We start from the raw sequence: 18,656 nt of genomic DNA, 5'->3' as shown, positions 1-18,656 counted from the left end.
TTTGAGTAATTATTTGAAATGTTTGCACTCTGCCTATGCCAAGGCGACAGTCACCTCCTCGCAAAGCCCAGCCGGGCAAGGCCCTTGAGGTTTAACACAACTTCCTAGGAAACTTCCGACAGCGTCCCACAGACATTGAGTACAAAAAATAGAGAAAGAAGTTACTGATGTATTTTTGATAACTAGCCGATGCAACACTGGCCCATCGCCTGGGGCAAACATGCAGTGATTAATATCAACCGAACGCCCACTCATGACTCGCTCCTTGAGATGAAAGTAATCATTCAATTATCAGGGCTTATATGATGATTAGAAGATACAGATCGAAAGCAAAAACCGGTTCAGTTGCTCAAATGCACCAGCCAGAAACGACGATGCCCTCGGTGCGGGGAGCACAGAGGGCATCGGTAGACTGCTTGAAGGGTGTTACGCAGGCTCGACCTGAAGGGCGACCCGTTCGCGGCATGGGCATTCGTCCATGTAGCGGTGGGCTTCGACAAACTCGGCAAACGGGAAGACCCGAGTCTTGAGCGGCAGCAGCACACGGTCGGCGGTCAACTGGTTGATGTCGCGCAACGCTCGTTGCAACGCCACCTGATCCTGAATGATGCCCAACTCCGGCTTGCCGGTGAAGTTACCGATACAGTGTACGAAGAACTGGATGTTCTTCTGGAACGCGGCACAGGCCGGGAATGGCGTCTGGTTACCACCTTGCAGGCCATAGAGCACCAGGCTGCCACGCGGTGCGAGCACATCGCCGAGCAGCGACATCTGCGGCCCGCCGAGACCGTCGAACACCACATCGACGCCACGGTTATCGGTAATTTTATTGATCTGCATGAGCAGATCCTGTTCTTCGGTGACGATGACTTTCTCGGCGCCGAGGGACAGCAGGTATTCACGCTCGTCGGCGGTCTTGGTCGCCGCGATCACTCGCACACCCAGGGCTTTGCCCAGTTGCACGAAGGATGGCCCGGCGCAATGGCTGGCGTCGGTCACCAGGGCGAACTGACCCGGTTTGACCCGCGCAAGATCGACATAGGCAAAGTAGGCGATCAACAGCGGCGTGTAATGCACGCTGGCTTCGATCGGGCTGAGCACGTCCGGGTAACGGGTCAGTGCCGAGCGCGGCAGAACAATCTGCTCGCCGTAGACCGGATAGTCGTTAGGACTCTCGGCTGGGAAGCTGGCGACCTTGTCACCCACTGCCAGGTCGTCGACACCGTCGCCGACCGCCGTCACCACGCCGGCCATTTCATGGCCAAGGCCTGAAGGCAGACGAGCGTGGGATGAGGCCAGGTTCTGGCGCCAGAGAATGTCGTACCAGCTGATGCCAATCGCCTCGACGCGCACCTGCACTTCGCCCGGCGCAGGGAGAGCGGCCGCATGCTCTTCGCATTTGAGCACCTCGGCTGGACCAAACTTGTGAAAACGGATCGTGCGGGACATCGCAAACCTCGTCAAAGTAACCTCTAATGCCCCGAACTCTATCTGGGCTTTCTACCCAAGACCATCAGTGGCTATTAATAGTCGACATGCCTGTCATTGATTCCGCAGCGACGGCGACATCATCAGATGCCGTAAAAACCGAAGCAGCCATTTAAGTAAAAATTGAATTACACGGTGCAGAGTAGCAGCCTTTGCCCGTAAGATTCATGCCGGCCATTGTTCTCATATGGCCGCTCACGTCAAGTTAGCTGACTCTGCCAGGACTCCAGATGAATCGTAATGACCTGCGTCGTGTCGACCTGAACCTGTTGATCGTTTTCGAAACATTAATGCATGAACGCAGTGTGACCCGCGCTGCGGAGAAATTGTTCCTCGGCCAGCCAGCCATCAGTGCGGCGCTTTCGCGCCTGCGCGGGCTGTTCGACGACCCGTTGTTCGTGCGCACCGGCCGCAGCATGGAGCCTTCCGCCCGGGCGGTGGAGATCTTCGCCCTGCTCTCCCCAGCCCTGGATTCCATTTCCACGGCGGTCAGCCGGGCGGCGGAATTCGATCCGGCCACCAGCACCGCGGTGTTTCGTATCGGCCTGTCGGACGACGTCGAATTCGCCTTGCTGCCGATGCTGCTCAAGCGCCTGCGCGCCGAATCACCGGGCATCGTTCTGGTGGTGCGTCGAGCCAACTACATCCTGATGCCGAGCCTGCTGGCCTCGGGTGAAATTTCAATTGGCGTCAGCTACACCGCCGACCTGCCGGCCAACGCCAAGCGCAAAGTGCTGCGTCGCAGCATGCCGAAGCTGTTACGGGCCGATACCGTGCCGGGGCCGCTGAGCCTGGATGACTTCTGCGCGCGTCCCCATGCGCTAGTGTCGTTCGCCGGTGACCTGAGCGGCTTTATAGATGAAGAGCTTGAAAAACTCGGACGCAAACGCCACGTGGTACTTGCCGTGCCGCAGTTCAACGGGCTGAGCACGCTCATCAGCGGCACTGATATTGTCGCCACCGTGCCGGACTACACCGCAGAAGCCTTGACCGCGGCCGGCGGTGTCCGGGCTGAAGATCCGCCGTTGCCGACGCGCAGTTTTGAATTGCACATGGCCTGGCGCGGGTCGCAGGACAATGATCCGGGGGAGCGTTGGTTGCGCTCGCGGATTCAGATGTTCTTTGGCGACCCGGACAGCCTCCAATAACCGCACCTGATTGCCGCAAAAAACATAGGGAAGCGCTGTAAAGTTATTCCAAGCCCGGTCGATAAACGGGCGGGTATTAAGCATTCGAAGTTAAGGACAACAATGACAATGGTATTTTGTCGCGCATGCGCCAAGGAAATTCACGAGACAGCCCCAGCGTGCCCCCAATGCGGAGCGAGCCAACAGGTTGCCTTGGCGGCAACCCATGGCACCGGTTCACCGTGGCTGGCCATCCTCTCGCTGATATTGGGCATCATCTGCTTACTCACCCTGCTTGATGACTCCGAATGGGATAGAGATACCGTCGTCGGCATGAGCACTTTTTCCGTCGCCGGTCTCATTTGCGGGATCATTAGCATCAACCAGAAAAAACCAGGAAATAACTTGGCGATCGCCGGCGTTATCTTGTCGGCTATTGCGACGCTTGTTTTCATCGGACTGTCATTAGACTAATTTTAGGGAAAAAATATGAGCATGGTTTTTTGTCGTGGTTGTGCCAAGGAAATCAGCACCCTGGCCAAGGCCTGCCCGCAATGCGGCGCGCCGCAAGCGAGCCAGCAAGCCTTTACAGCGCCAAACGCTGGTGCGGCGCAAGGTAATCCTTACATCGAAGTACTGAAGAAATATGCTGTGTTCAGCGGCCGTGCAAGCCGTCGGGAATACTGGATGTTTATTCTGATCAACATTGCGGTCTCTATCGGCTTCATGGTTATTGACGCCTTGTTGAGTACCAAAGGGATCTTCTCGAATGTTTATAGCCTGGCGGTGTTCCTCCCGGGCCTCGGTGCGGCCATTCGCCGGATGCACGACACTGATCGCAGTGGCTGGTGGATCTTGCTGCCGATTGTGAACATTGTGTTCCTGGCTCAAGACAGCCAGCCTGGCGTTAACCGCTTCGGTCCGAACCCTAAAGGGATCAACTGAAGTTAGCTTCGTAAGACGCTAATCGAGACGGTCGCAATGGCCGTCTCTTTGTTTGAGCCGTTGACAAGACTTCCAATCCGTCCGACCTTTGCATTCTTCGCAACACAGAATTGCCATCAATCCAATTGATAGCCTCCTAACGAAAGGCGCATGCTAGAGGGCTTGCTTCGCGCTTATATCATTCCGAATGATAGTTATCTTTGCCTCATTCGATTCGTGCGATACAACATCGCCGAGCATCATCCGTCCATTCTTAATACATTGGCGGATGCATCCATGGAACAGTCACTTAAACATTTGCGCTTCCCGTTGGCCTTGTTGGCCGTGCTGGTGATAAGCGCTTGCGGCAAGGCTCCTGAGACCGCCGCCACCATGCCAGCGGCCAAGGTCAGTGTGGCCAAGGTGCTGGAGCAACCCGTCAACGAGTGGGACGAATTCACTGGGCGCCTCGAAGCGCCAGAAACCGTAGAAATTCGTCCACGGGTCTCCGGCCAGATCGATGAAGTGGCTTTCACTGAAGGCACATTGGTCAAGAAAGGCGATGTGCTGTTCCAGATCGACCCCCGTCCATTCCAGGCTGAGGTCCGCCGCCTAGAATCCCTGGTCGCCCAATCCCGTGCCAACGCCACCCGCAGCGAAAACGAAGCCCAGCGCGGCGAACGCCTGCGTACCAGCAACGCGATCTCCGCAGAACTGGCCGATTCGCGCACCAGCGCTTCGCAAGAAGCCCGCGCTGCCGTCGGCGCCCTCCAGGCCCAACTGGACCTGGCCAAACTGAACCTGAGCTTCACCCGCGTGACTTCGCCAATCAGCGGTCGCGTCAGCCGTGCGGAAATCACTGCCGGCAACCTGGTGACCGCCGACACCACCGCGCTCACCAGCGTCGTCTCCACCGACAAGGTCTACGCCTACTTCGACGCCGACGAGCGTGTATTCCTCAAATACACCCAACTTGCTCGCCAGGGTAAACGCGGCGCCACCACCCCGGTGTACCTCGGTCTGTCCAACGAAGACGGCAACCCGCATCAAGGCGTGATGAACTTCGTCGACAACCAGGTCAACCCGAAGACCGGCACCATTCGCGGTCGCGCCGTGTTCGATAATGCTGATGGCCAGTACACCCCCGGCCTGTATGCACGCCTGAAACTGGTCGGCAGCGGCACCTACTCTGCCGTGTTGATCAATGACGAAGCGGTCGGCACCGACCTCGGTAAAAAGTTCGTGCTGGTGATCGATGGCGACAACAAGACCGCCTACCGTTCGGTTGAACTGGGTCCGAAGATCGAAGGCTTGCGCATCGTGCGCAACGGCCTGAACAAGGACGACACCGTCATCGTCAAGGGTCTGCAACGGGTTCGTCCTGGTTCGCCAGTGACGCCTGAAGTGATCCCGATGGCCACCAAGGAAACCCTCGCCGCTCTGGCTCAACAACGACAAGCGCTGGAAGCCAGCAACCTGCCCCAAGTCGCACCTGCCAAGGTCGCGCCGGGCTCGGTTGTGAAACTGGCTGCTGCGACTCCACGCGGTTAAGGGACGACAACTCCGATGAATTTTTCCCAATTCTTCATTTCTCGGCCGATCTTTGCAGCGGTACTGTCGCTGCTGATCCTGATCGCCGGCGCCATCTCGCTGTTCCAGTTGCCGATCAGCGAATACCCGGAAGTGGTTCCGCCGACCGTTGTGGTCCGCGCCAACTTCCCGGGTGCCAACCCTAAAGTCATCGGTGAAACCGTGGCTGCTCCCCTGGAGCAAGCCATCACCGGCGTCGAGAACATGCTGTACATGTCCTCGCAGTCCACCGCTGACGGCAAGATCACCCTGACCATCACCTTCGCCCTGGGCACTGACCTGGATAACGCGCAGGTACAGGTGCAGAACCGTGTGACCCGGACCGAGCCGAAGCTTCCCGAAGAAGTGACGCGCATTGGTATCACCGTGGACAAGGCCTCTCCGGACCTGACCATGGTGGTCCACTTGACCTCGCCGGATAAACGCTACGACATGCTCTACCTGTCCAACTACGCCTTGCTCAACATCAAGGATGAGCTGGCGCGTCTGGGCGGTGTCGGTGATGTGCAACTGTTCGGGATGGGCGATTACTCCCTGCGGGTATGGCTCGATCCCAACAAGACCGCTTCGCGCAACCTGACCGCGACCGATGTGGTCAACGCCATTCGTGAGCAAAACCGCCAGGTCGCTGCCGGTGCCCTGGGCGCGCCACCTGCGCCAAATGCCACCAGTTTCCAGTTGTCGGTCAACACTCAAGGACGTCTGGTTTCCGAGGAAGAGTTCGAGAACATCATTATTCGCGCAGGCGACAACGGTGAAATCACTCGCCTCAAGGACATCGCTCGCGTTGAACTCGGTTCCAGCCAGTACGCCCTGCGTTCGTTGCTGAACAACCAACCGGCGGTGGCGATCCCGATCTTCCAGCGTCCGGGCTCCAACGCGATCCAGATCTCCAACGAAGTTCGCGACAAGATGGCCGAACTGAAGAAGAGCTTCCCGGAAGGCATGGACTTCAGCATCGTCTATGACCCGACGATCTTCGTGCGCGGCTCCATCGAGGCCGTGGTTCACACCCTGTTCGAAGCGCTGATCCTCGTAGTTCTGGTGGTGATTCTGTTCCTGCAAACCTGGCGCGCCTCGATTATTCCATTGGTGGCGGTGCCCGTTTCGCTGATCGGTACGTTTGCGGTGATGCACCTGTTCGGCTTCTCGCTGAACGCCCTGTCACTGTTCGGCTTGGTACTGGCCATCGGTATCGTGGTGGACGACGCCATCGTGGTGGTGGAGAACGTCGAGCGAAACATCGAACTGGGACTGACCCCGGTCGAAGCCACCAAGCGGGCCATGCGTGAAGTGACCGGTCCGATCATCGCCACGGCACTGGTGCTGTGTGCGGTATTTATCCCGGCGGCGTTCATCTCCGGGTTGACCGGGCAGTTCTACAAACAATTCGCCCTGACCATCGCGATTTCGACGGTGATCTCGGCCTTCAACTCGCTGACCCTGTCGCCAGCACTGGCCGCGGTATTGCTCAAGAGCCATGACGCGCCGAAAGACCGTTTCTCCAAGGTCCTCGACAAGATCTTCGGTGGCTGGTTGTTCCGTCCGTTCAACCGCTTCTTTGAGAAAGCCAGCCATGGTTATGTCGGTACGGTAGGCCGGGTTATCCGCAGCAGCGGTATCGCCCTGCTCCTTTACGCTGGCCTGATGGTGCTGACCTTCTTCGGTTTCGCCAACACCCCGACCGGATTCGTACCCGGCCAGGACAAGCAATACCTGGTGGCTTTCGCGCAATTGCCGGATGCCTCGAGCCTGGACCGTACCGAAGACGTGATCAAACGCATGTCCGACCTGGCCCTGAAACAGCCTGGCGTGGAAAGTGCGGTGGCCTTCCCGGGCCTGTCGATCAACGGCTTCACCAACAGCCCGAACGCCGGCATCGTGTTCGTGACCCTGAAACCGTTCGACGAGCGTAAAGACCCAAGCATGTCCGCCGGTGCGATTGCCGGTGCCTTGAACGGCAAGTTCGCCGGTATCGAAGAGGCCTACATGGCGATCTTCCCGCCGCCGCCGGTACAAGGCCTGGGCACCATCGGTGGTTTCCGCCTGCAGATCGAAGACCGGGGCAACCTGGGTTACGACGAGCTGTACAAAGAAACCATGAACATCATCACCAAGAGCCACAACGTGCCGGAACTGGCCGCCCTGTTCACCAGCTACACCGTGAACGTGCCGCAGGTCGATGCTGCTATCGACCGGGAAAAAGCCAAGACCCACGGCGTGGCCGTCAGCGATATCTTCGACACCCTGCAGATCTACCTGGGTTCGCTGTATGCCAACGACTTCAACCGCTTCGGTCGCACCTATCAGGTCAACGTTCAGGCCGAGCAACAGTTCCGCCTCGAACCGGATCAAATCGGCCAGCTGAAAGTGCGTAACAACAAAGGCGAGATGATCCCGCTGGCGACCTTCATCAAGGTCAGCGACACCTCGGGCCCGGACCGCGTGATGCACTACAACGGCTTTATCACCGCTGAAATCAACGGTGCGGCAGCTCCGGGCTACAGCTCTGGCCAGGCGCAGATCGCCATCGAGAAACTGCTCAAGGATGAACTTCCGAACGGCATGACCTACGAATGGACCGACCTGACCTACCAGCAGATTCTGTCCGGCAACACCGCGTTGTTCGTGTTCCCGCTCTGCGTACTGCTGGCGTTCCTGGTGCTTGCAGCCCAGTACGAAAGCTGGAGCCTGCCACTGGCGGTGATCCTGATCGTACCGATGACCCTGCTGTCGGCCATTACCGGTGTCATTGCCTCCGGAGGCGACAACAACATCTTCACCCAGATCGGCTTGATCGTACTGGTGGGGCTTGCCTGTAAGAACGCGATTCTGATTGTCGAGTTTGCCAAGGATAAACAGCAGGAAGGCCTCGGCCCTCTGGCTGCGGTGCTGGAAGCGTGCCGTCTGCGTCTGCGGCCGATCCTGATGACCTCCTTCGCGTTCATCATGGGTGTTGTGCCACTGGTGTTCTCCAGCGGTGCCGGTGCCGAAATGCGTCACGCCATGGGTGTGGCGGTGTTCTCCGGGATGCTCGGGGTGACCTTCTTCGGTCTATTGCTGACGCCAGTGTTCTACGTATTGATTCGTAACTTTGTGGAGCGCGGTGAAGCGCGCAAAGCGGCCAAGGCCCTGAAACTGGAGTCGCAACAATGAGCCTGAAAGCCTTCCTGCCGAGCTTGCTGGTACTGGCGCTAAGCGCCTGTGCCGTAGGCCCGGACTACAAAACCCCAACCACGGAGGCGGCCAACATCACGGCCGTCACCGATGGCGCCAACGGTCAGAAAAACTACGACCGCTCGCGTTTCGAAGGCATCTGGTGGCAACAGTTTGAAGACCCGACCCTCAACCAGTTGGTGATGCAATCGCTGCAAGGCAACCGTGATCTGCGCGTGGCTTTCGCTCGCTGGAAAGCCGCTCGGGCGATTCGCGACGACGCCAGCAACGACGCCATGCCGACCATCACCAGCCGCGCCAGCAGTGACCTGGCCAAGGGACAAATCCCAGGCCAGACCACCAAACGGGTCAATAGCGAACGCTACGACCTGGGCCTGGACATGGCGTGGGAACTGGACTTGTTCGGTCGTATCCAGCGCAACCTGGAATCGGCCGACGCCGAGCAGCAGGCAGCTGAAGCCGATCTGTACCAATTGCAAGTCAGCATGATTGCCGAACTGGTGGACGCCTACGGTCAACTGCGCGGCGCACAACTGCGGGAAAAGATCGCCCTGGCCAACCTGAACAACCAGCAGGAATCAAGCAAGATCACCGTCAGCCTGCGTGATGCCGGTGTCGGTGATCAGCTCGATGTGGTCCGCGCCGATGCACGGCTGGCCTCCGTCGAAGCCAGCGTGCCGCAATTGCAGGCCGAACAGGTTCGGCAGAAAAACCGCATTGCCACCCTGCTGGGTGAGCGTCCGGACAAGCTGACCGTCGACTTGAGCCCGAAAGATTTACCAGCGATCGCCAAGGCTCTGCCGATCGGTGACCCGGGTGAACTGCTGCAACGTCGCCCGGACATTCTCAGCGCCGAGCGCAAACTGGCTTCCGCCACGGCGCGTATCGGCGTGGCCAAGGCTGATTTGTTCCCACGGGTCAGCCTCAGCGGCTTCCTCGGCTTTACCGCCGGGCGTGGCTCGCAGATCGGTTCTGCGGCGGCCAATGCCTGGGCACTCGGCCCAAGCATCACCTGGGCAGCGTTTGACCTGGGCAGCGTGCGCGCCCGTTTGCGCGGTGCCGACGCCGATGCCGAAGGCGCCCTGGCGACCTACGAGCAACAAGTGCTGCTGGCCCTGGAAGAATCGGAAAACGCCTTCAGCGATTACGGCAAACGTCAGCAACGCCTGATTTCGCTGATTCGTCAGAGCGAATCCAGCCGCGCCGCTGCCGACCTGGCGGAAATTCGCTACCGCGAAGGCACGGCGGACTTCCTGGTCCTGCTCGATGCGCAACGTGAGCGTCTGGCAGCCGAAGATTCCCAGGCCCAGGCCGAAGTCGATCTGTATCGCGGCATCGTCGCGATCTACAAAGCCCTCGGTGGCGGTTGGCAGCCGGAGACGGTCGCCAGCAAGTAAGTTTTTAAAGAGCTCCTTTGGTTGGCCGCAACCAACCAATTTTTTTGGCTCCGCGTCTCATTCGGTCGCGGGGCTTTTTTTTGCCTACTGAAAACACCTACAGGGGTTGGTGGTGAACTTCTGTCTTACGGTTTTCATCGACGGTTACGGTGGCCGTGGTCCCCGCACGCAAGCGGTTTTTCGCTGCATAGTCGGCATCGATCTGTATCCGGACCGGCACCCGTTGCGCCAATTTGACCCACGTATAACTGGGGTTGATGTTGGCCAGAAGGCGCCCGCCCGGGGCGTTCTCCCGGTCGGCAATGGCAAAGGCGATGCTTTGCACCGTGCCGCCAAAGGTTTCACCGCTCATCAACTCGATCCGCACCCGGTCACCCTCCTCTATTCGCGGCAGTTTGGTTTCCTCGAAGTAACCGCTGACATAAAACGAGTCACTGTCCACCAGCGCCAGCAACGCGCCCCCGGCTGTGGCGTAGTCGCCCTGACGGGTCAACAGGTTGGTGACGTAGCCGCTGACCGGCGCTTCAACCCGGGTACGTTGCAAATCGAGTTCCGCCTGGGTCAACGCGGCAATAGCCAATTGCACATTGGCTTGTGCCAGACCGAGGTTGGCCTGGTTGCGCAACAACTCGGCCTGAGCCACCGCGACTTCGGTGCTGGATTTTTCCCACTCCTCGCCGGAAATCGCGAAACCCTGTTTCAGCTTACGCCGTCGCTGTTCCTCGCTTTGACGTTGCTTGAGCAGCGCCTCACTGGAGACAATCGAAGCTTGCGACTGGCCAAGGGTCGCTTTCGACACTTCTACGGACCGCTTGGCCCGCTCCACCGCCAGGCTATACCGCGCTGGATCGATCTCCAGCAATAACTGGCCTTTCTCCACATGCTGGTTGTCCTGCACGCCGAGGCTGACGATGCGTCCCGCGACATCGGCCGACAAAGTCACCACATCCGCACGCACCCGGGCATCCCGAGTCCAGGGCGCGCGGGTGTAATGCTCCCACGCAAACCAGCCGAGGATGAAGGCCAGCAACACCACCGCAACGGTCGCGAGTCGGGCAAGGATCTTTTTCAAGGCATCAGGCTCCCATGACCAGTATCAGCGTGGCGCAAACGCAGGCATATAACGCCCCCTCGAACAGCGCTTCATGCCAGACGAAACGCAACACACCCAAGCGCCTCAGGAGCCAGTCCAGCAGCAGAAAAATAGGCAAGGCCAGCAACAGGGCCTGGGCGATTGGCGGCAGATAGACACCACCCAATTCCAGATCAATGGGCAAGGGCCGGCACTCCTTCCATGACTGCGGGTTGAAAGTAGTCACGGTAGCGCTGTAGAAACGACACCACGATCAGCAACGACACACGTATCCGAAACACCGACCACAGCTGCTCATGAACATCCAGATGCAGGTCATCCATTTCATCGCCCAGGCCGCGCAAGTTGGCGAGCAGTCGCTCAAGATCAATCCCCGGTCGCCCGGCAATCAACCGTCCTGCTTCACGGACCGCAGCCAGTAAACGGTTCTGCTGATCGGTACTGAGCAAGGCGTTGCTTTGCCCTTGTTGCCTGAGCTGGTTCAACGCCACGCCCAGTGCCATGCAACCGAGGCTGACTTCAAATAGCTCGCTGGAACGCCGATCAGTAATCGCCGGCAGCAATCCGAGCATCATGGTCAGGCGATCGACCATGCGGCTTTCAAAGGCAAATTGCTGTTCATCGGTGACTGGCGTCTTCAGCAAGGCGTAGACCTGCTCGCAGTTCTCATTGAACAACCGGCGCATCCGCAAAACCGGCCTGAACGGGAAGATCAGCGCATAGACACTCAACGCCAGTACGGTGGCGCAGGTGTAGGCGCCGGCAAACTCGAACCACTGGATCGCTGTGTTTTGGCCGATCCCAATGTTTTGCGGCCCCAACAACAGGAACGTCGTCAGCCCCAGGCCAATGGCCGTCCCGGTGGTGGGCGGCGTGGTCAACCCGATCGCAACGGCATACAGCAGCGGCACCAACAGAAATGCTAACAACTCGAAATTGCTGATCATCGGCAACAGCATGAACAGGTAGAGCGCCGAAGCGATCAGCGCCATTACCAACCCCCTCGCATAACTCTGGGCGGCCAACAGGGGGCGCGGGAACGTCGCCATCAGCGAACAGAGAATACCCACCAGCACCATCCCGCCACGGGCGCCGTCCCAGCCGGTTTCGATCCAGATCAGCCCGGCCACCACCAACGCCGTAAAGGCGCGAATGGCATTCATCGCGGCCAGGGTGAAATCCAGGTGCAATGGATTCTCCTGCCCGCGAAACACACAGCTCGCTTCGCGCCCTTCCTGAATCGCATCGCTCAGCTCCAGAATCTGCTCCAGTTGCTGAAGCAACCGCGCCTGTTCCCAACGCAACGCCCAGGCCAGCGAGCGTAAGGTGGCGGTCATGGTTTCGGTGAGTTGTTCGGCCTTGTAGGCCTGGCTGTCGAAACGTTGCTGGAGCGCGACGAAATGATGGCGCGCCTCAGTCGATAATGAGCGCCCCTGAATCGCCAGCTCATCGAGAAAAGCCAGTTCTTCGGCGCGCAACAGTTCGATTTCTTCGGGCAATGCGCCTTGCCAGCGCTCGGCCAGCAACTCTCGCTGGTGTCGCAACGCTGTCAGGCGTGAAGTCAGCAGCACCAATTGATTGCCCAGCATCTGCACCAGGCCATTGGCACTGCGCAAGCGAGGCGCATCGAAGTACAAATGCCGACGCAACCCTTCCAGCGCACTGATCTCACCCAGCAGTTGCATCTGTCGACGGTGGAAATCGGCTTCGCTTTCCTCGGTACGGATGACCGCCGCCGCGTGAGTCGCGAGCAGCTTTATCACTTGATCGACCTTGGCGAAATAGTTGCGCGCCACCGTCTCCGGGCGGGCGGTCAGGAGACTGACGACGCACACGCAAGCAACCGCCAGCAGCGTCTCGGTCACCCGCGTGACCGCCAGCAGGAACGTGCCTTCCTGGTCCGGCACCGACAGCAGCGCCACCACCACCGCCGTATATCCGCTGAGCACAAAGGCCTGGGAACTGGTGTAGCGCAATAAGGTTCCACCAGCTGTACACAGCGCCAGCCACAGAGCCAAGGTAATAATGAAGGGCAACGGTGCCTGGGGGAAAATCGCCATGATCATTACCGCGGCCATGGCGCCAAGAGTAGTGCCAATGACCTGGCCAAAACTACGGGCCAACGCCATGCCTCCCAAGGGCTGACTGACGATGACCACCGCCATGATCGACCACTTGGGCTGGTCGAGGTCGAACAGGAACGCCAGGTACAAGGTCAGCAAACCGGCGGCGATGGTTCGCAAGGCAAACAACAGTCCTCCCTGGCCGGGATTGAGCAGCATCTTGAAGTAGTGAAGAAACGGTTGCATGGGCGCACTCATTGAGTCATCTCAAGCAAGCGTAGTCACTGCTTCAGGACCTCGACAGGTTTCAAAGTCGACAGGAGTTGTAGGCAAATTCGATGATGAGCCAGCCACTTGCGATAGATGCGCTCGATAATCCTGTCAGCCATAGCGATTGGACAGACACCGGCCCTGCCCCTAGGCTTTAACCGCTGCGAAAGCGTCACTCGAAAAAGCCCCGCCCCCATGATCGTACGTCCCAAGCCGAACCTGATCGGCATCCTGTTTTCCCTCAAAGGCTCGATTGCCAAGCGCATTGCCTTGCGCAGTCTGTTGGTGACCCTGCTCGCGTCGGTGATTGTGCTGGTGGAAACCTGGCACCCGGCTTACTTCTCCAAGGTCAACGCCACGCCGTTCACCCTGTTGGGGTTGTCGCTGTCGATCTTTATGAGCTTTCGCAACAACGCCTGTTACGACCGTTGGTGGGAAGGTCGCAAGCAATTGGGGCAACTGATCATCGAGGTGCGTTCGCTGATCCGCCAGACACAGGGCCTGATGGACGCTGACGAACGCGAGTTGCTGTTGCGTGAACTCTGCGGCTTCGCCCACGGCTTGATCGCTCGCCTGCGTCTCGAAAGTGAACACCGTGCGATTGCGTCATGGACCCATGACCCCATCGATCATAAGCACCCGAACATCCCCGACGCGCTGTTGCAACGCATCGGCGCCCGCTGCTCGGAACTGGCCGCGCTCGGCCGCATCAGCGAGTGGCGCTATACCCAACTGGAGACTCGCCTGGTCAGCCTGAGCCAGGTCCAGGCCAGTTGTGAGCGGATCAAAAGCACGCCACTGCCCTTCCCTTACACCCTGTTACTGCACCGCACCATTTATCTGTTTTGCATCTTGTTGCCGTTCGCCATGGCCGAACCGTTGGGTTGGCTGACGCCGGTGTTCACCGCCATCGTCAGTTACACCTTTTTCGGCCTTGACGAAATCGGCGACGACCTGGAGGACCCGTTCGGCTTCGATGAGAACGATTTGCCGTGTAATGCGATTTTGCGCACCCTGGAGCGCGAAGTGCTGGCCGCGCTGGGGCAAACCGATTTACCGCCGGCCCTTGAACCCATCGAGTACGTATTGAACTGAGCCAGGGTTTGACTCAAAGCCGCGCCTGACCGAAGCTGACGTCTTTTGCAAAAGCTCGCCAGCCCCCGGATCCGTGCATGCCCCAGTCCCGCCGCTACCTGCTTATCAGCCTCTGCGTCCTGTTCGCCATTGCCCTCGCCTGGTTTTTCCTGCGCAGTACCACGCCCGTGGTGCCGGAGGCGATCAAACATGGCTACAGCGAAGCGCTGGCCCAGGCGCGCGCCGGTCAACCGGGGGCGGCGCGGGTGCTTTACCAGCAACTGGGCCGGCCAGACCTGTCGACCAAACGCCGGCTCTGGCTCCTCGCCGAATTGCCCAACTACCCCAGCCCGCAAGCCTTGAAGCTGGCGGATGCCGATTTGCAAAACAGCGCGGCGGATGTTCGGGTGGCGGCGATCAAAAGTGTGGTCGGCTTCGTCCCCAGTGGGCAGCGCAGCCTGTTGCTGGGGCCATTGCTCGATGACAGCGACCAAACCGTGCGCCTGGCGGCCGTCAACGCGCTACTGGGTCTGTCACCGGATGATCTGGGCCTGTATTTCGGGCCGTTGCAGCAAGCAATCGATGCTTGGGAACTGGTGCTCAAGGGCGAACCGGAAAGCGCCAACACACACTATCAACTGGCACGACTGCACCTGCACAACGCCGAGCTGAAAGAGGCGCAACAGTCGCTGGACCGCACTTTGCAGCTGGAGCCCGGCAATCTGCCGGCACTGGTCATGCAAATCGAAGTGCTGGACAAACAAGGCCAGAGCGACACCGCCCGCCAGTTGCTGGCCAAACAGTTGAAGGCCCAGCCGGATTCCGCCTATCTGCAACATGCCCTTGGTCTCTGGCTGCTGCACCATGGGCAAAGCGAGTTCGCCGTACTCGGTCTCTCCAAGGCCGTTGAACTGGAGCCGGACAACAAAGATTACCGCTACGACCTGGCCACCACGCTGCACGGCGAGGAAGAGCTGGAAGCGGCGCAGAAACAGCTGCAGGAAATCGTCCAGCGCCATCCAGCCGATCGCAAGGCGCGGGTGTTGTTGATCAATTACTGGAAGGAAAGCGGCCAGCTGCAGAACGTGCAGATTCTGCTGGCGCAACTGGAACAGATGAACCCGGATGATCCGGCGTTGCAGCAAGGTCTTTAACCCCCACAAAATTTCGTTGAACCGTCGTCTCGGCCAAGGGTCAAGAGAAACAGGCAGTCAATTCAGGCACTTCAGGCCTGCTGCCTCGCTTCCCCTAGTCATGAGAGGGCTTTTTTTGTCTACGTCTAACGAGCTGTTCAGTGCAAAAGCCGCCACCGGCATTGAGGGTCTGGATGACATCCTGGCCGGTGGATTGTCTCGCGGTCATGTGTTTTTGCTGGAGGGTGAACCCGGAACCGGTAAAACCACCGTTGCCTTGCATTTCCTTCTTGCCGGAGCCCGAGCCGGCGAGCGCTCGTTGTACATCACCCTGTCAGAAACCGAACGCGAACTGCGCCAGGGCGCGTTGTCTCACGGCTGGGAGCTGGATGAGAACATCCACATCTTCGAGCTGACCCCGCCCGAAAGCCTGCTCAACGCCGAGCACCAGCAAAGCCTGCTGTACTCCTCGGACCTGGAGCTGGGCGAAGCCACCAAGCAGATCTTCGAAGTGGTCGAACGGGTCAAACCGACCCGCGTGATCCTCGACAGCCTCTCGGAAATTCGCCTGCTGGCGCAAAGCTCACTGCGCTATCGCCGGCAGATCCTCGCCATCAAGCATTACTTCGTGCGCTATAACGCCACCGTGCTGCTGCTCGATGACCTGACCACCGAAGCCCTGGATAAAACCGTGCACAGCGTGGCCCACGGGGTGGTTCGGCTGGAAGAACTGACCCCCAACTACGGCGCCGAACGCCGACGCATCCGCGTGGTGAAATACCGCGGCCAGAAATACCGCGGCGGTTTTCATGACTTCACCATCATGGGCGACGGCGTCCATGTGTTCCCGCGCCTGGTGGCGGCGGAACATCGCGGCAAATACGTCCGCACGCAGTTGACCAGCGGCATCAAGGAAATGGACGCCCTGCTCGGCGGCGGCATCGAGACTGGCTCCAGCACCTTGATCCTAGGCCCTGCCGGTACCGGCAAATCGCTGATTTCGATGATTTTCGCCGCTTCGGCGGTCGCCCGTGGCGAAAAAGCCGCGCTGTTTATCTTCGATGAAGAGCTGGGGCTGCTGTTCGAGCGCATGAAAAACATGGGCATCGACCTGCAGGCCCTGCAAGACACCGGCAACCTGCTGATCGAACAAGTGGACGCCGCCGAATTGTCCCCCGGCGAGTTCTCCCATCGGGTGCGGCGTTGCGTCGATGAGCGCAACATCAAGACCGTGGTGATCGACAGCATCAACGGCTATCAGGCGGCGATGCCCGAAGAAAACGCCTTGGTGCTGCACATGCACGAGTTGTTGCTGTACCTCAACCGTCAAGGTGCGGCGACCTTCATGACCGTCGCCCAGCACGGCTTGGTCGGGGACATGCAGGCGCCGGTCGATATCACTTACCTGGCGGACACCGTCATTCTGCTGCGCTATTTCGAAGCTCTGGGCAAAGTGCGCCGGGCGATCTCGATCATCAAAAAACGCACCGGCAGCCATGAATCGACCATTCGCGAATACCGCATCAGCGGCAATGGCATGAAAATCGGCGAACCGCTGGACGCGTTCCAGGGTGTATTGCGCGGAGTGCCAACCTACCTGGGCGCGAGCATGCCGTTGCTCGAGGATGACAACCAGTGACGGCCCTGGCAGCGACGTCCGAGCGCGCGATCATCCTCGCGCCGCTGGGTCGCGACAGCCAGATTGCGCTGATGATGCTCAATGAAGCGGGTTATGACGGCGTCATCAGCCGTGACCTGCCAGGGTTGTGCAGCGAACTGGAGCACGGTGCCGGCCTGCTGCTGATTTCTTCCGAAGCGTTATTGAGCGGTGATCTGGATCCCCTGTTGGGGCTGATCGAGCAACAACCGGCCTGGTCGGACTTGCCGATTGTGCTACTCACCTACCACGGCGGCCCGGAACAGAACCCGGCCTCGCGATTGGGACCGCAACTGGGCAACGTGACCTTTCTCGAGCGGCCTTTCCATCCGGTGACGCTGATCAGCCTGGTCACTACCGCATTGCGCGGGCGACGACGACAATACGAAGCCAGGGACCGGTTGATCGACCTGAGCCAAAGTGAATTGCGCCTGCAAACCACCCTGGAAACCCTCGAACAACAAGTCGAGGAACGCACCGCCCAGCTGCGGCACAACGAAGAAGCCCTGCGCCAGTCACAGAAAATGGAAGCGGTCGGTCAGTTGACCGGCGGCATCGCCCACGACTTCAACAATATGTTGACCGGCATCATCGGCAGCCTGGAGTTGCTGCGGCGGCGCCTGGCTCGCGGGCGCACCGAAGACCTCGATAGCCTGATCGATCTGGGGGTCACTTCGGCCAACCGTGCGGCGGGCCTGACTCACCGTTTGCTGGCGTTTTCCCGCCGCCAGTCGCTGGACTCCAAACCGGTGGTGATGAACACCCTGGTGACTTCGATGGGCGAACTGCTGCAACGCAGCATCAACGAAAGCATTCAACTGGATATGCAACTGAGCGAGCAGTTATGGGTGGCGGAAGCCGACCCCAATCAACTGGAAAGCGCCCTGCTCAACCTGGTGCTCAACGCCCGCGACGCGATGCCCGACGGCGGCCAATTGGTAGTGAAGACCTTCAATCAACATCTGGACCAAGGTTTCACCGAGGCCCACGGCAACCTCCAATCCGGCGATTACGTGGTACTGACCGTCACCGATACCGGCTGCGGCATGCCGCAAAGCACCATGAACCGTGCCTTCGACCCGTTCTTCACGACCAAACCCATTGGCCAGGGCACCGGGCTCGGGTTGTCAATGATTTACGGGTTCAGCAAGCAGTCCGGGGGCCATGTCACCCTCCAGAGCGAGGTCGACAACGGCACCACCGTTAACCTCTACCTGCCGCGCTACATGGGGAACCTGGCGGAGGATCCGCTCGCGGATATCCAGCAAGCGCCTTTCGCCCAGGACGGTGAGACCGTACTGATTGTCGAAGACGACCCCGCGGTTCGGGTGTTGGTCAGTGCGGTGTTGAGCGAGTTGGGCTATGCCTTCGTCGAGGCCGGCGATGCCGACAGCGCCGTGCCGATCCTGGATTCCAGCCAGCGCATCGATCTGTTGATCAGCGATGTCGGCCTGCCAGGGATGAACGGCCGGCAACTGGCGGAAATCGGTCGCCAGTATCGGCCCGATCTCAAGGTCTTGTTCATTACCGGGTATGCCGAGCATGCGGCTGTGCGCGGTGGTTTCCTCGACCCTGGGATGCAGATGATCACCAAGCCGTTTACCTTTGACCTGTTGACCGCCAAGGTGCGGGAGATGATCAGGATCTAAAGAACACCACCCAC

Annotated in this window: 14 protein-coding genes; 10 read left to right on the top strand and 4 right to left on the bottom strand. The window is 59.4% G+C overall.

The annotated features are described in order from the left end of the window. Positions 1–426: 426 nt before the first annotated feature. A complete protein-coding gene (locus ACA071_RS15245; protein WP_497645113.1) occupies positions 427–1,449 on the bottom strand; it encodes a zinc-dependent alcohol dehydrogenase family protein in 1,023 nt (340 codons plus the stop codon). A gap of 269 nt (positions 1,450–1,718) precedes the next feature. Here ACA071_RS15245 and ACA071_RS15240 point away from each other — a divergent pair, with 269 nt between their 5' ends. From ACA071_RS15240 to ACA071_RS15215, 6 genes are all read left to right on the top strand, one after another. After that, entirely contained in the window at positions 1,719–2,636 is a 918-nt protein-coding gene (locus ACA071_RS15240; RefSeq protein WP_169369781.1) for a LysR family transcriptional regulator, read from the top strand. 102 nt (positions 2,637–2,738) lie between these two features. Further along, a complete protein-coding gene (locus tag ACA071_RS15235; protein ID WP_497645112.1) occupies positions 2,739–3,089 on the top strand; it encodes a DUF4190 domain-containing protein in 351 nt (116 codons plus the stop codon). Between the two features lie 15 nt (positions 3,090–3,104). Continuing rightward, positions 3,105–3,560 (top strand): DUF805 domain-containing protein, encoded by a 456-nt coding sequence (locus tag ACA071_RS15230; RefSeq protein ID WP_497645111.1) that lies wholly within the window; start codon positions 3,105–3,107, stop codon positions 3,558–3,560. Between the two features lie 276 nt (positions 3,561–3,836). Further along, on the top strand, positions 3,837–5,090 hold the full coding sequence (gene mexE, locus ACA071_RS15225) for a multidrug efflux RND transporter periplasmic adaptor subunit MexE (RefSeq protein WP_497645110.1): 1,254 nt from the start codon (positions 3,837–3,839) through the stop codon (positions 5,088–5,090). Between the two features lie 15 nt (positions 5,091–5,105). Continuing rightward, complete coding sequence (locus ACA071_RS15220; protein ID WP_497645109.1) at positions 5,106–8,285, top strand: efflux RND transporter permease subunit; 3,180 nt, start codon at positions 5,106–5,108, stop codon at positions 8,283–8,285. Further along, the gene (locus ACA071_RS15215) at positions 8,282–9,703 is read left to right on the top strand and encodes an efflux transporter outer membrane subunit (protein WP_497645108.1); all 1,422 of its coding nucleotides are present in this window, start codon (positions 8,282–8,284) and stop codon (positions 9,701–9,703) included. The genes ACA071_RS15220 and ACA071_RS15215 overlap by 4 nt, the downstream gene beginning before the upstream one ends. 97 nt (positions 9,704–9,800) lie before the next feature. On the opposite strand, the gene ACA071_RS15210 is transcribed toward ACA071_RS15215, so the two are convergent. The 3 genes from ACA071_RS15210 to ACA071_RS15200 are packed head-to-tail and all read right to left on the bottom strand — an operon-like array spanning position 9,801 to position 13,117. Then, positions 9,801–10,775, bottom strand: a complete 975-nt coding sequence (locus ACA071_RS15210; RefSeq protein ID WP_497645107.1) for an HlyD family secretion protein — start codon at positions 10,773–10,775, stop codon at positions 9,801–9,803. A 4-nt stretch (positions 10,776–10,779) separates the two neighbouring features. Then, a complete protein-coding gene (locus ACA071_RS15205) occupies positions 10,780–10,980 on the bottom strand; it encodes a DUF1656 domain-containing protein (protein WP_133839750.1) in 201 nt (66 codons plus the stop codon). Next, a complete protein-coding gene (locus tag ACA071_RS15200) occupies positions 10,970–13,117 on the bottom strand; it encodes an FUSC family protein (protein ID WP_497645106.1) in 2,148 nt (715 codons plus the stop codon). The genes ACA071_RS15205 and ACA071_RS15200 overlap by 11 nt, the downstream gene beginning before the upstream one ends. A 207-nt stretch (positions 13,118–13,324) precedes the next feature. On the opposite strand from ACA071_RS15200, the gene ACA071_RS15195 reads away from it, so the two are divergent. The 4 genes from ACA071_RS15195 (at position 13,325) to ACA071_RS15180 (ending at position 18,642) form a co-directional block, all read left to right on the top strand. Continuing rightward, the gene (locus tag ACA071_RS15195; protein ID WP_497645105.1) at positions 13,325–14,224 is read left to right on the top strand and encodes a bestrophin family protein; all 900 of its coding nucleotides are present in this window, start codon (positions 13,325–13,327) and stop codon (positions 14,222–14,224) included. 77 nt (positions 14,225–14,301) lie between these two features. Continuing rightward, positions 14,302–15,357, top strand: a complete 1,056-nt coding sequence (locus ACA071_RS15190) for a tetratricopeptide repeat protein (RefSeq protein ID WP_497645104.1) — start codon at positions 14,302–14,304, stop codon at positions 15,355–15,357. Positions 15,358–15,472: 115 nt separating this feature from the next. Beyond that, the gene (locus tag ACA071_RS15185; RefSeq protein WP_497645103.1) at positions 15,473–16,975 is read left to right on the top strand and encodes an ATPase domain-containing protein; all 1,503 of its coding nucleotides are present in this window, start codon (positions 15,473–15,475) and stop codon (positions 16,973–16,975) included. Further along, positions 16,972–18,642, top strand: a complete 1,671-nt coding sequence (locus ACA071_RS15180) for an ATP-binding protein (protein ID WP_497645102.1) — start codon at positions 16,972–16,974, stop codon at positions 18,640–18,642. Before ACA071_RS15185 ends, ACA071_RS15180 begins: the two co-directional genes overlap by 4 nt. Positions 18,643–18,656: the final 14 nt, after the last annotated feature.

The organism is Pseudomonas sp. LBUM1646, from assembly GCF_059716165.1.
Note: the sequence above shows the minus strand (reverse complement) of the source record. Positions and strands in the feature narration are given on the sequence as shown.